This is a genomic window from Brevibacterium yomogidense, from assembly GCF_016107685.1.
Taxonomy (GTDB): Bacteria; Actinomycetota; Actinomycetes; order Actinomycetales; family Brevibacteriaceae; genus Brevibacterium; species Brevibacterium yomogidense.
This window is the reverse complement of the sequence record NZ_JABASY010000005.1, coordinates 127,218-141,120: the sequence shown is the minus strand read 5'-3', so window position 1 is coordinate 141,120 and position 13,903 is coordinate 127,218. Positions and strand designations below refer to the sequence as shown.

Here is a 13,903-nt window from a genome sequence, read left to right as displayed (position 1 = left end):
GGCTCAGCGTCCCCGAGGCGCTGACTCCTTCTCCGGCACCGCCGCCGTCGACACCGCGCGGGCCACCTTCGCCATCACGATCTCGACCGGGCCCTGGTCGGACACCACCTTCCACATCATCGCGAACAGCAGCGCGGCGAGCGCCTGGATGGTGAAGAGCGCCTCACCGGGGACGGTGTCCGGCATCGTCGCCACGAACACGAGGTGGCTCACGTAGAGGGTCGTCGACATCGAGCCCGCATCGATGAGGGGCCGCAGCAGCGCCGACCACGACCGGCTGAGGAAGATGAAGATGCCGATCGCGGCGAGCGAGAAGCCGGTGCCGATGAGGAGTGCGAACGGGGTATTGGAGTGTGGCGCGGCGGCCAGCAGCCAACCGGGACCGCCCGTGGGCAGCTGCCCGATCGGGCCGAACACGACGAATTCGTCGACCTCGTCCTCCGTCGCCCCGGGGAAGGCGCTGCTGATGATCTCGTACCCGCCCAGCTGCATGACGAGGACGTAGGACACCGCTGTCGTCACCGCGTACACGAGCAGACCCGTCACGATGAGCGCCAGACGCGATCCGGCCCGCTGCAGGGCGAACCGGCCGATCCCCGCACCCAGGCACATGAAGCCCCACCACGTGAGTGCGGGGTAGACACCGGTGATGCTCAAGGTCGAGAGGACTCCCAGTGGGTCCGTGAACATGTCCACGAAGCTGGGGTTCGGGTGGTATCCGGCCGCGCCGACCAGCACGTGGAGGACGTAGCGCACCACGGGCATGAGGAGCGTCATCCCTCCGCCCAGCACGAGCAGCACCACGCGCGGCAGGCGCAGCAGGGGGATCATCAAGAGGAACATGAGCGCCATGTAGCCGAGGATGTTGTAGACCGGTAGGTCGACGCTGTTGATCACGAGGGTCAGCAGGCCCAGCAGCAGAGCGCGTGCTGCGATCTTCACCGTCGCCCGCCTCATGCGGTCTCCCGTGTACGGGGTCGCTCCCCCGGTCATGAAGGCGAGCGCGATCCCCGCAAGGACGGCGAACAGGGCGGACGCGTTGCCCGCGAAGATCATCCACGCTGCCGTCGCCCGATCCGCGTCCTCGTTGTACGCGGGCATGAGGTGGACCGCGAACATGCCGATGAGTGCGAACCCGCGCGCAGCGTCGATGCCGACCACGCGGTCGCGGCCGCCGCGCTCGTGGGCGCGCGGACCTGTGATGATCGCCCGCTCGAAGCTGGTGGTCGTCGTCTTCGCGGAGTCGCCGGGGCGGTCGCGCTGCAGCGCCTCACGCCGTCTCTGCTCGTCCTTCCCCGTCCAGATGCTGCGGACGTCACGCGGTCCGGGAGCCGGCCGTTCGGGCTGGTGCGGCTGCGGGTGGGGCTGCTGTCGTTGGGGCTGGTGCAGGCTGCCCTGCTGTTGCCGGGGCTGCTGCTGACTGCGCTGGAGCTGACTGAACTGCTGCGGCGACATGGGGCGCCCGCTGGGGGCGGGGAGGAACTGCCGGGGGTCCGAGGGGGAGGCCCCCGGGCTGGTGGGCGGGGCCGGCTGCGGCGGGACGTCCGGCCTCGGCTGCGGGGTCCGCAGGGCCTGCGGGGCCTGGTGAGCCTGCGGGCCCCGGGGTGTCTGCGGTGTCTGCGGTGGTCCGGTCATGCGGTGTCCTTCGAACGGCACGGCTGTGGTCGGGGTGCGCGGGGATGAACTGTGCGGGATTGCCTTCCCAGTGGGTGTCCGCGGGGATGCTCTCACCCCGCTGCACCAGCGATCCGACGCCGACGCTGGCGCGTGCACCGATGACGGATCCGGGCAGCATGAAGCTGTTGACACCCAGCGTCGATCCCGGCTCCATCCGTGTCTGGACCATCGTCATGACGCGGTCCTGGAAGAGGTGCGTCTGCACGACGGTCCCCCTGTTGACGGTGGCGCGATCGCCCAGGTGCACGAGGTCGAACTCCGGCAGCCACCACGTCTCGCACCACACGTCCCGCCCGATCCGGGAACCCATGAGTCGCGCGTAGACGGAGAAGAGGGGCGAGCCGATGCTGAGGCGCACCAGCGAGGGGACGGCCAGCGATTCCGCGAAGACGTCCGCCAGTTCGCCCCGCCACACGAAGCTGTTGAACAACGGGCGGTCCTGTTCCTTGAACTTCCCGATGAGCACCCACTTGGCGGCCACCGCGATGAGTGTGGCGACGATCCCGGACAGCACGGTCATCGGCAGCGCGACGAGGAGCCCGGTGAGTACGCCCTGCAGCTGCGAGTCCGTCTCCCGCAGCACTCCCATGTAGACCGCGTCCAGGACTCTCATGAGGATGAGGTCGAGCCAGAGGGCGATCATGAGCGGCACGATCCGGAACGATTCGACAGCGGCGCGCGCCGCCTTGATCCGGGCCGGCGGCGCATACGTCACCTCGTCCGCCGTCGTCGTCCGCACCCGCGGGATCCTGTTCGGCGGTCGGCCCAGCCACGAACTTCCTGCAGGCGCGTGCGCCGGGGTCGAGGAGAGGACCGCGATGAGGGCGTCGCGCGGCAGGTCCGTGTCCGGGCCGACGATCGCGGAGTTCCCCACGAAGGCGCCTTCGCCGATGACCGTGGTGCCCACGTGCACCCATCCGCGGTAGCGACGCGTACTGGTGACGAGCGCGTGGTCCGCGATGAAGGTGCGGTCGCGCAGCCACGTGAGGCGCGGCACCGTCTCGATCGTGGAGATCTCTGCGTCGCGCCCCACGTGCGCCCCCATGAGGCGCAGGAAGAGGGGCGTGATGCTCGACGCGTAGACGGGGTACGTGGACGTCAGGGTCCGCTGGAGCAGTGCGTGCGTGAGCCAGACGGCCCAGCCCGTGCCCGAATCCTGCCTGAAGTACCCCGGCACGATCCACCCGGCGAGGATCCGCACCGCGACGATGACGAGCCCCAGCCACGTGAACGCCGTGAGGACCGCCAGCAGGGGGATCCAGGCGGCCAGCACGGGGGCCACCATTCTGAACTGGTCGAACTCCCGCACCTGCGAGTAGATGATGATCGCCCCGGGTGTCAGTGCGGCGACCGGCAGCAGGGTGATGAGCGCCACCCCGAGCAGCTCCGCGCACCACATGAGGGCGGGGCCCCAGCGCTGCAGGGAGGGGTCGTCGAGCATCCTCTGCTCCGGCCAGGACAGACCTGCGCGCGCCTCCTCCTGCACCGGCGCGCCGCCCCACACGGTGTCCGTGGGCAGGTCCCGATTCACATGGGACCCGGGGCGCACCTCGCAGCGCTCCCCCACGACGACGCCCGGGGTCACGATGGACCGCGCCCCCACACGCGCGCCGTCACGGATCTCGATCGTGCCGATGACGAACCGGTCCCCGTCGATCCAGTGGCCGAGCAGATCGACCTCCTCCTCGACCACCGCGCCGTCGCCGATCGTGACGAACCCGCTCACGGCGGGCCGGGCGGAGACGGAGGCGCCCTTCCCCACCCGGCTGCCCATCGCACGGTGCAGAACGCGGGCCATGCCCGTGCCGTCCAGCGGTTCGAGCCTCAGGGTCTCGAAGAACCTCTCGGCCGCCCACACCCGGACGTGGACCCAGCCTCCGCGAGGATAGGTGCCCGGTCGGATGCCTGCAGTGAGGGTGCGGGCGACGAGTCCCGCCTGCGCGACCCTGCCCGGGGTCGAGAAGACGACGAGCCATGCGACGAACACCGGCCAGAAGGGGATCTGCGGGACCCATGGCGCGTCGAGCACGGTCCGCAGCACCCACATGACGAGGAACGCCGCGGTCACGTACCGGAGTCCGTGCACGCTGTAGACCGCAGTGACGAACGCCGCCTGGAAGATCTTCGGGCCGCGCGGGAGCTTCGCGGGCATGGGGCGGCGGACCGCTGTCGTCGTGAGTGATTCGAGGTAGCCGGTCATCTCCGCGAGGGTCGGGCGCGCGTACATCCGGCCGATCTCCGCACTGGGGTGCGTGGTGCGCACAGCGGCGACGAGCCGGGCCAGCTGCACCGACCCTCCGCCGATCTCGAAGAAGTTCGTCGTGGCGTCGATCGGCATCGGGCCCAGCTGGTCCACCCAGAGGCCCTTGAGCCATCGCTCGCCCGGGGACAGTCCCCCGTCCTCGTCGTCGCCCGCGGACGAGTCGTCGGGCAGCGGCCAGGGCAGGGCCTTCCGGTTCACCTTCCCCGACGTCGCCATCGGCAGCTCGTCCATGACAGCCAGGACGGGGACCGTGCCGCCCGGCAGACGTGCCGCCAGCATCTCGCGGGTCCGCCCGAGGTCGAAGGCACCGCTGCCGTCCTCCGTGAGGTAGCCGACCAGCACGTCGGCACCCGCTGCCGTCTTCTTGAGCGCCGCGGCGGCCATGCGGACGCCGGGGACGCTCATGAGGTGGTCGTCGACCTCCCCCAGTTCGATCCGCTTGCCGCCCAGCTTGATCTGGTCGTCGGTCCGTCCGACGAACACGAGCCCTTCGTGCTCGGCACGCACGATGTCGCCGGTCCAGTACGCGCGGTCCCACCCGAGCGACGGCAGCGGTGTGTACTTCTCCGCGTCCTTCTCCGGGTCGAGGTAGCGTCCCAGGCCCACGCCGCCGACGACGAGCTCCCCCGTCTGGCCCCATTCCACGGGTCGACCGGTGGCCGGTTCGACGACCGCGAGCTGCCAGCCCCTGATCGGCCGGCCGATCCGCACGGGCGGGTGCGGCTGCATCACGTGGCCGCACACGATGACAGTAGTCTCCGTGGGGCCGTAGGTGTTCCAGATCTCCCGATCCGGCTTCATGAGCGCTTCGACGAGCTCCTGCGGGCAGGCCTCTCCGCCGAAGATCAGCAGCCGCACGGCGTCGAGTGCTTCCGCCGGCCACAGGGAGGCGAGGGTCGGGACGGTGGAGACGACGGTGATGTCGTGGCGCACGATCCAATCGCCCAGGTCGGGTCCGGAGCGCACGACCTCGCGGGGTGCAGCCACGAGGGTGGCCCCGGTGCTCCACGCGATCCACATCTCTTCACAGGATGCGTCGAACGCGACGGACAGACCCGCCATGACGCGGTCGCCTGGGCGCATCGGGTCCCGCTGGAGGTAGAGGGCGTTCTCCGCATCGACCCACGCGGCTGCGGAACGGTGGCGGATCGCCACCCCCTTGGGCTTCCCGGTCGACCCGGAGGTGAAGATGATCCACGCGTCGTCGTCGGGGGTCGGGGTGGGGTCACCGCCGCCGGCTCCAGTGCCAGCGCCGGGGCCCGCGCCGGGTCCCGGGGTGATCGAGAACTCCGCGCCGATGACCGCGGCGACCGCCGCTTCCGTGAAGACCGTGTCCGCGCGCTCGTCCGGGTCGTCCCAGTCGACCGGGACGTACGCCGCACCCGCGTGGAGGATCGCCAGGATCGCGACGTAGAGATCGAGGGTGCCGGAGGGCACGCGCACGCCCACTCTGTCCCCGCGCCGGACCCCGGCGCCTCTCAGCTGCGCAGCGCGCTGCGACACGACGGCGTGCAGCTCGCGATAGGTGAGGCTGCCCGTCGCGGCCTCCAGGGCCAGGGCTTCCGGATGGTCGACGACGGTCGTGCGGAAGATGTCGACGAGGGTGCGTGGGGGTGCCGGGCTCTCTGCGCCGTATACTGCGACAACCGGATGGTCCTCCGTTGTCACGTACGGCCGATGGCCCGGCACAGAGCTTCCGATCTCCTGACCCACGTCGATTCGTTCCCCCTCGGACATCCGCCCTCCGATCGACCACGCCAGACTGTCGACCGGGCACCGCGAGCGCGCCGCGACTGGCACTCAGTGTAGAAGATATACGACGGTTTTCGTAATTCATTCACGGGCGCTGGATCTATGGTGTGACCATGAGCACACACGGAGTGGGGGGCACCGATCGCCGGGCCCGCACCGGCGACGGCGGAGACCGCACCACCGGCGGCCGCGTCCGCATGGGCGACGGCCGACGTGCCGCGGTCATCGTGGTGAGCACTGCCGCTGCGAGAGGGGACGTTGTCGACGGCAGCGGACCGCTGCTCGTCGAGTGGCTGCGCGCCTCGGGATACGAATGCCCACCACCCCTCCTGGCGGAGGACGGCGGTCAGGTCGACGAGGCCCTCCGGCGCGTCCTGGGCGTGAGTGACGGCACTGCGGCGCAGGCCCGTCCCGCGCCGAGCGAGGACTCAGCCGCAGGGTCGGGCACGACATTCGCACCGGACGCAGCCCCCGGCCTCGTCGTGACCTCCGGAGGGACGGGGCTCAACCCTCTGGACCGCACCCCGCAGGTGACGGCCACCCTCCTGGACTTCCAGACGCCCGGCATCATGCACGCTCTCTGGGCGGCCGGGCTGCAGAGCACACCCACCGCCGTGATGAGTCAGGGTGTGGCGGGCGTGCGGGGATCCACCTTCATCGTGAACCTGCCGGGCTCCACCGGCGGTGTCCGCGACGGGATCTCGGTGCTCACCCCGCTCCTCCCCCACATCCAGGATCAGCTCGAGGACAGCGCGGAGGCGCCTCCCCGGTGATCCTGCGGTAGTCCTCCACCGTGTCGAAGTCCTCGACGCTGCGGACACTCACCGGGACCAGTGCCGGCTCGACTCCTTCCCACAGACGTCGGACCGCTGTATCCGCCGGGTCGCCGATCGCTGCCAGCCGCGCACGCAGGAGCGGGTCGGGCCAGGCGGCGCAGAGGTTCTGCAGCCTCCCCTCGTCATCCGCGCAGCTGACCGCATTCCCCGTGGAGGCACAGGTGCGCGCGAGCAGTGCGAGGTCGGTCGCATCCGTGTACGGGACGTCGCCGGCGAGCACCAGCACGACTGCCTGGGGATCCTCCGGCATGTCCGCCACTGCGGCTGCGATGCCCGCGAGCGGACCCGAATAGCGGGGACGCTCGAACACCTGCCGCACGCCACCGCGAAGACCCTCCGCAAGACCGTCGAGCGGCCCGGAGATCCAGACCCCGTCGACGGGGACAGCGGCGAGTGCGGCGTGCACCCGCGTGAGGACAGGAGTGCCGCCGACCGGGATCGACGGCTTGTGCACCCCGCCGAAACGACGGGAGCGCCCTCCCGTGAGAACCAGCGCGCGCACTGTCGAGAGGGAGGACATGTCCTGATCGTAAGGGGCGGAATGTTTAGGGCACAACGGGATGGGGAATCTCCCCGGCCGACTGCGGGAGTCCGCGCCACGGGAAGGGGACCCATCTGCACACGAACGGCGCGTTCCGCGAGGGCGCGCCGAACGCACAGCCCCGGGCTCCCCCGCCGTGCCGCACCGTCGTGCGCGGATGATGCGGAAACCCTTGCGCAATGTGTTCGACACTGCGTAGAAGTTGTGCAAGGGATCACTTTTCCACGCTGTGGGGAGATGACATGCCGGACGCCGCCACGACAGACCGCCGCCAGACGGGGGAGACCGCCCTCCGCACCACCGCACTCGTCATGGCCACTCTGGGGTTCGCCGTGAACTTCTGGGCCTGGTCGCTGCTGAGCCCGCTGGGGCCGGTCTTCGTCACGGAAGGCATCGCTGACGATGCCGCCCTGATCGTCGCCGTCCCCGTGCTCGTCGGGTCGCTGGGCCGCATCGTCGTCGGAGCCCTCACCGACCGGTTCGGCGGGCGCCTCATGATGCCCGCGGTGTCACTCATCTCCGTCGTCCCGGTGCTGTTCATCGGCTTCGTCGGCCAGTACACCCTCACCACGCTCATCGTGGGCGGGTTCGTGCTCGGGGTGGCAGGCACCAGCTTCGCCGTGGGAGTCCCCTACGTGAACGCGTGGTTCCCCAAGGAGAAGCGCGGATCAGCCATCGGCATCTACGGCGCAGGCATGGGCGGCACCGCGATCGCCGCGTTCACGACGGTCCCCCTCTTCGAGGTCGGGGACGTCGTCCCCTTCCTCGCGGCAGCCGCCGCCCTCATCGTCTACGCGGTGGCCGCGCTCCTGCTCATGAAGGACCCTCCCGGCTGGTCGCCCTCACGGAAGCACCTCGGTGCGCAGCTCGCGGAGACCGCACGCATCCGACTCACGTGGCAGACCTGCTATCTCTACGCGCTGTCGTTCGGCGGCTACGTGGCATTCTCCGTCTATCTACCGTCCTACCTCATGAACGCCTACCAGCTGGAGGCCCACGACGCGGCGATGCGGATGGCCGGGTTCGTCGTCGCAGCGGTCCTCATGCGCCCTGTGGGCGGCATGCTCTCCGACCGGATCGGGCCCGTGCGGACACTCATCATCGCGTACACCGCCGTCACCGTCTGCGCTGTCTGCCTCGTCTTCGATCCGCCCCTCATGCCGGTGGGGACCATCGCCTTCATCGGCATGTCGATGGGGCTGGGGATGGGTGCCGGCGGCGTCTTCGCGCTCATCGGCGGAGCGAGCGATCCCGCGAAGGTCGGTTCCATCACGGGCTTCGTGGGGGCGGCCGGAGGCCTGGGCGGGTTCATCCCCCCGCTGCTGCTGGGGATCCTCTGGCGACTGCACGGCGACTACTCGCTGGGGATCGTGTTCCTGGCCCTCGCAACCGTCATCGCACTCCTCATCACCGTGTGGGTGGGGCGCGAGGCACAACAGACTTCACAGAACGACCCATCGAGCCAGGAGGATCCCTCATGACGATCGACGACCGCGCCGCCAACCCGCAGGCGAAGGGGATCGACAACCCCCTGATGGACGCGCTCATCGGAGCGCGGCGCTTCTTCAGCCGGAAGGGTGCGGTCTCCGACGACAACCGCGAGGTGCACTACCGGGGCGGTCGGCACGGCGACTCGTTCTATCGCAACCGGTGGGCGCACGACAAGGTCGTCCGCTCCACGCACGGCGTGAACTGCACCGGGTCCTGCTCATGGCAGGTCTACGTCAAGGACGGCCTCATCACGTGGGAGGCGCAGGCCACCGACTATCCGAGCGCCGGACCGGACATGCCCGAGTACGAGCCGCGGGGCTGCCCGCGCGGCGCTTCGTTCTCCTGGTACACGTACTCGCCCACCCGCGTCCGCTACCCGTACGTGCGCGGTGCGCTCGTCTCCCTGTTCCGTCAGGCGAAGAGGGAGCACGGCGGCGATCCGGTCCTCGCGTGGCAGTCGATCGTGGAGGACCCGGAGAAGTCGAAGCGTTACAAGTCCGTGCGCGGCAAGGGCGGGCTGGTGCGTGCGACGTGGGACGAGGCCGTCGAGATCGTCGCTGCGGCCTACGTGTACACGGTGAAGCACCTGGGCCCCGACCGGACGACCGGCTTCTCCCCGATCCCGGCGATGAGCCCTGTCTCCTTCTCCTCCGGGGCACGCTTCCACCAGCTGATCGGCGGGTCGATGCTGTCGTTCTACGACTGGTACGCGGATCTTCCGCCCGCCTCCCCGCAGGTGTTCGGGGACCAGACCGACGTGCCGGAGTCGGGTGACTGGTGGAACGCGAGCTACCTCATGATGTGGGGTTCGAACGTCCCGCTCACCCGCACCCCGGACGCGCACTGGATGGCGGAGGCGCGCTATCGCGGGCAGAAGGTCATCTCGATCGCCCCCGACTACGCGGAGAACGTGAAGTTCGCCGACGAATGGCTGGCACCGGCGAGCGGCACCGACGGAGCCCTGGCCATGGCGATGGGCCACGTCATCCTCAAGGAGTTCTTCGTCGAGAGGACGACGGACTACTTCGACGACTACGTGCGCCGCTACACCGACCTGCCGTTCCTCGTCGCCCTCGACGAGGGTGAGGACGGCGCGTACACACCCGGCAAGTTCGTCGTCGCGAGCGACCTGGGCACCGCGGTGACAGCGGAGGCGGACACCGAGCACGCGGACTTCAAACCCGCGATGTGGGACACCGTCACCGGTGCGCCGGCCGTACCGAACGGGACACTGGGGCACCGCTACTCCGAGGACGGGAAGGGCCGGTGGAACCTCGACCTCGGCGACATCCGCCCCGCGCTCACCTTCCTCGACTCCCCCGACGACACGGTCGAGCTGGACCTCGCCCGCTTCGACACCGCCGCGCAGGGTGAGATCGACACCGTCCGCCGCGGCGTCCCCGTCCGACGGATCGGAGGACGACTCGTCACGACGGTGTTCGACCTGCTGCTGGCCGAATACGGCGTCGGCAGGGACGGGCTGCCAGGGCAGTGGGCCAGCGGCTACGACGACGCGTCCTCCCCGGGGACCCCGGCGTGGCAGGAGCACATCACAGGGGTGCCCGGCCAGGCCGCAGCGCGGATCGGACGCGAATTCGCGCAGAACGCCCAGGACTCGAAGGGCCGCTCGATGATCCTCATGGGGGCGGGCACCAACCACTGGTTCCACTCCGACCAGACGTACCGGACCTTCCTCACCCTCACCACGCTGTGCGGCACGCAGGGCGTCAACGGCGGGGGCTGGGCCCACTACGTGGGGCAGGAGAAGATCCGCCCCTTCACCGGCTGGCTGCATCTGGCCAACGCACTCGACTGGTCGCGGCCCCCGCGGCAGATGACGCAGACGACCTACTGGTACATGCACACCGACCAGTGGCGCTACGACCAGTTCGGTGCCGACACCCTGAGTGCCCGCGCGGGCAAGGGCCGCTTCGCCGGGATGTCCACCGCGGACGCGATCGCGCAGGCGACGCGCCTGGGCTGGCAGCCGTACTACCCGACGTTCGACCGGAACCCGCTCGACATCACGGACGAGGCCGCCGCCGCGGGCAAGTCGAGCGTCGACCACCTCGTGGACTCGCTCAAGGACGGCAGCATCAGCTTCGCCGTCGAGGACCCGGACGCGGAGAACAACTACCCGCGGATCTGGTCGATGTGGAGGGCGAACACGCTCGGCTCGTCCGCGAAGGGCGACCAGTACTTCCTCAAGCACCTGCTGGGCGTCGACAACACGGTCACGGCGGAGGAGACTCCGGAGGCCGTGAGGCCCCGGGACGTGAAGTGGAGGGACGAGGCCCCCATCGGCAAGATCGACCTCCTGCTCACACTCGACTTCCGGATGACGACCACCACGCTGCACAGCGACGTCATCCTGCCCGCGGCGACCTGGTACGAGAAGCACGACCTGTCGACGACGGACATGCACCCGTTCGTCAACACGTTCAACCCGGCGATCTCCACGCCGTGGCAGTCCCGCACCGACTGGGACACGTGGTCGACGATCGCGAAGAAGTTCTCCGAACTGGCACGCACGCACCTGGGAACACGAAAGGACGTCGTCGCGGTGCCGCTGCAGCATGATTCCCCGGACGAGGTGAACACGCCGCACGGTCGCGTGAAGGACTGGAAGTTCGGCGAAGTCGAGCCCATCCCCGGCGTCACGCTGCCGAAGCTCGTCGAGGTGGAGCGGGACTTCACCGCGATCCACCAGAAGTACACGTCGATCGGGCCCCTGCTGGAGACGGCGGGGTTCGGTGCGCGCGGGATCCCATTCCCCGCTGCGCACCATGTCGAGCGCCTGCGGCGGCTCAACGGCGTCGTCACCCGAGGCGTCGGCAAGGGGCAGCCCAAGCTCGAGACGGACCGGCAGGCCGCGGACTACATCCTGGGCCTGTCCGGCACCACGAACGGTCTCCTCGCGACGGAGGGCTTCCGCGCACTCGAGGAGCGGACCGGGACGAAGCTCGCGGACCTGTCCGCGGAGCACGAGGGCAAGCAGGTGTCCTTCGAGGACGCGAAGGCCGCACCCGTCCCGGTCATCACGTCACCCGAGTGGTCCGGGTCGGAATCGGGCGGAAGGCGCTACTCGCCCTTCACCATCAACGTCGAACGGCTCAAGCCGTGGCACACACTCACGGGCCGCTATCACTTCTACATCGACCACGACTGGTTCCAGGAGATGGGTGACAGCCTGCCGACCTTCCGACCGCCGCTCGACATGAATGCGCTGTTCGGTGAGCCCCGGCTGGGGGACACCGACGGCACGTCGATCACAGTGCGGTACCTGACGCCGCACAACAAGTGGGCGATCCACTCGATGTACCAGGAGAACTTCTTCATGATGTCTCTGGGCCGCGGCGGCCAGACCATCTGGATGAGCGTCGAGGACGCGGAGGCCGTGGGCATCGCGGACAACGACTGGATCGAGGCGGTCAACCGCAACGGGGCCGTCGCCGCGCGGGCGATCGTCTCCCACCGGATGCCCAAGGGGACGGCCTTCATGCACCACGCGCAGGAGCGGACGGTGAACGTGCCGCTGTCGGAGACGACCGGGCAGCGCGGCGGCATCCACAACTCACTGACCCGGATCATGATCAAGCCCACCCACCTGGTGGGCGGCTACGGGCAGCTGTCGTTCGCGTTCAACTACTACGGGCCCACAGGCAATCAGCGCGACGAGGTCACGGTGATCCGTCGACGCACAGACCAGAACGTCGAGTACTGAGGAGGCATGCGGCGATGAGGGTCATGGCGCAGATGGCGATGGTGATGAACCTCGACAAGTGCATCGGCTGTCACACGTGCTCCGTCACGTGCAAGCAGGCGTGGACCAACCGGAAGGGCACCGAGTACATCTGGTTCAACAACGTGGAGACGCGTCCCGGGCAGGGCTATCCCCGCGGGTACGAGGACCAGGAGAAGTGGAAGGGCGGGTGGGCGCTCAGCAGCTCCGGCAGGCTCCGGCTCAAGGACGGCGGCAAGCTCCGCAAGCTCGCCCGCATCTTCTCCAACCCGAAGATGCCGAGCATCGAGGACTACTACGAGCCCTGGACCTACGAGTACGACAACCTGCTGAAGTCGCCGGAGCAGAAGCACATCCCCACGGCCCCGCCCAAGTCGCTGCTCACCGGTGAGCAGATGGACATCCAGTGGTCGGGCAACTGGGATGACGACCTGGGCGGGACCTACGCGAACAAGGACAAGGACCCGATGCTCAAGGGCATCGAGGACAAGGTGCGGCTGGAGTTCGAGGACACCTTCATGTTCTACCTGCCCAGGATCTGCGAGCACTGCCTCAACCCGTCGTGCGTGGCGTCGTGCCCGTCCGGTGCGATCTACAAGCGCGAGGAGGACGGGATCGTCCTCGTCGACCAGGAGCGGTGCCGGGGCTGGCGCATGTGCGTGACCGGCTGCCCGTACAAGAAGATCTACTTCAACCACAAGACGGGGAAGGCGGAGAAGTGCACGTTCTGCTACCCCCGGATCGAGAACGGCGAGCCGACGGTGTGCGCGGAGACGTGCGTGGGGCGGCTGCGCTACATCGGCCTCGTCCTGTACGACGCGGACCAGGTGACGGCTGCGGCGTCGACACCGGACGACAAGGACCTCTACGAAGCGCAGCGCGACCTCATCCTCGACCCCTTCGACCCGGAGGTGATGGAGGCCGCGGAGCAGGAGGGCATCCCCTACGACTGGATCATGGGCGCGCAGAAGTCCCCGATCTACAAGCTCATCAAGGAGTACGAGGTCGCCCTCCCCCTCCATCCGGAGTACCGGACGATGCCGATGGTCTGGTACATCCCGCCGCTGTCGCCGGTGGTCGACGTCGTCAAGGACACGGGCTACGACGCCGAGGACTCCGTCAACCTGTTCGCAGCGATCGAAGAGCTGCGGATCCCCATCGAGTACCTCGCGAACCTGTTCACCGCAGGGGACGTCGACATCGTCTCCGACGTGCTCCGGAAGATGGCGGCGATGCGGTCGTACATGCGCGACATCAACCTGGGCGGTGACGGCGACGAATCGATCCCGCACGCAGTGGGCATGGGTGCGGAGGAGATGGAGGAGATGTACCGGCTGCTCGCGATCGCGAAGTACGACGAGCGGTACGTCATCCCTCCCGGTCACGCGGAGCACGCGCACGACCTCGAGGCGATCGGCTCCGACTGCCCGCTGAACTTCGACGGCGGGCCCGGGATGGAGGACGTCCCCGGGCTGCAGGGCGACGGGGTCAAGCTCGCGGGCCCGGGTGACCGGTCCCGGCTCAAGGGCCGGGTGAACCTGCTCAACTGGGACGGCCGCGGCAGGCCCGACGGGCTGTTCCCACGACCACAGGGGGCGTGA

7 protein-coding genes are annotated in these 13,903 nt (G+C 69.1%); 4 read left to right on the top strand and 3 right to left on the bottom strand.

What is annotated here, in order from left to right; translation table 11 throughout:
- Window positions 1-3: 3 nt before the first annotated feature.
- Window positions 4-1,161, bottom strand: a complete 1,158-nt coding sequence (locus tag JFC09_RS16510) for a heparan-alpha-glucosaminide N-acetyltransferase domain-containing protein (protein ID WP_332839776.1) — start codon at window positions 1,159-1,161, stop codon at window positions 4-6.
- Window positions 1,162-1,315: 154 nt separating this feature from the next.
- Window positions 1,316-5,677 carry a Pls/PosA family non-ribosomal peptide synthetase gene (locus tag JFC09_RS12900; RefSeq protein WP_198394439.1) on the bottom strand — a complete coding sequence of 1,454 codons (4,362 nt, stop codon included), beginning with the start codon at window positions 5,675-5,677 and terminating at the stop codon, window positions 1,316-1,318.
- Window positions 5,678-5,805: 128 nt separating this feature from the next.
- Here JFC09_RS12900 and JFC09_RS12895 point away from each other — a divergent pair, with 128 nt between their 5' ends.
- Entirely contained in the window at window positions 5,806-6,465 is a 660-nt protein-coding gene (locus JFC09_RS12895) for a MogA/MoaB family molybdenum cofactor biosynthesis protein (protein WP_198394438.1), read from the top strand.
- Here JFC09_RS12895 and mobA read toward each other — a convergent pair.
- Window positions 6,401-7,048, bottom strand: a complete 648-nt coding sequence (mobA, locus tag JFC09_RS12890; RefSeq protein WP_198394437.1) for a molybdenum cofactor guanylyltransferase — start codon at window positions 7,046-7,048, stop codon at window positions 6,401-6,403. The two genes, JFC09_RS12895 and mobA, sit on opposite strands and share 65 nt — an antisense overlap.
- Before the next feature lie 263 nt (window positions 7,049-7,311).
- Here mobA and JFC09_RS12885 point away from each other — a divergent pair, with 263 nt between their 5' ends.
- The 3 genes from JFC09_RS12885 to narH are packed head-to-tail and all read left to right on the top strand — an operon-like array spanning window position 7,312 to window position 13,903.
- On the top strand, window positions 7,312-8,550 hold the full coding sequence (locus tag JFC09_RS12885; protein WP_232483560.1) for a nitrate/nitrite transporter: 1,239 nt from the start codon (window positions 7,312-7,314) through the stop codon (window positions 8,548-8,550).
- A complete protein-coding gene (locus tag JFC09_RS12880) occupies window positions 8,547-12,284 on the top strand; it encodes a nitrate reductase subunit alpha (protein ID WP_198394436.1) in 3,738 nt (1,245 codons plus the stop codon). Before JFC09_RS12885 ends, JFC09_RS12880 begins: the two co-directional genes overlap by 4 nt.
- A gap of 14 nt (window positions 12,285-12,298) precedes the next feature.
- Window positions 12,299-13,903, top strand: coding sequence for a nitrate reductase subunit beta (gene narH, locus JFC09_RS12875; protein WP_198394435.1), 1,605 nt, complete (start codon window positions 12,299-12,301; stop codon window positions 13,901-13,903).

What these genes read in the sequence shown, in the direction of transcription:
- mobA (WP_198394437.1), bottom strand. Translation starts at nt 7,048, where the DNA reads ATGTCCTCCCTCTCGACAGTGCGCGCGCTGGTTCTCACGGGAGGGCGC.
- JFC09_RS12895 (WP_198394438.1), top strand. Translation starts at nt 5,806, where the DNA reads ATGAGCACACACGGAGTGGGGGGCACCGATCGCCGGGCCCGCACCGGC.
- JFC09_RS12880 (WP_198394436.1), top strand. Translation starts at nt 8,547, where the DNA reads ATGACGATCGACGACCGCGCCGCCAACCCGCAGGCGAAGGGGATCGAC.
- narH (WP_198394435.1), top strand. Translation starts at nt 12,299, where the DNA reads ATGAGGGTCATGGCGCAGATGGCGATGGTGATGAACCTCGACAAGTGC.
- JFC09_RS12900 (WP_198394439.1), bottom strand. Translation starts at nt 5,677, where the DNA reads ATGTCCGAGGGGGAACGAATCGACGTGGGTCAGGAGATCGGAAGCTCT.
- JFC09_RS12885 (WP_232483560.1), top strand. Translation starts at nt 7,312, where the DNA reads ATGCCGGACGCCGCCACGACAGACCGCCGCCAGACGGGGGAGACCGCC.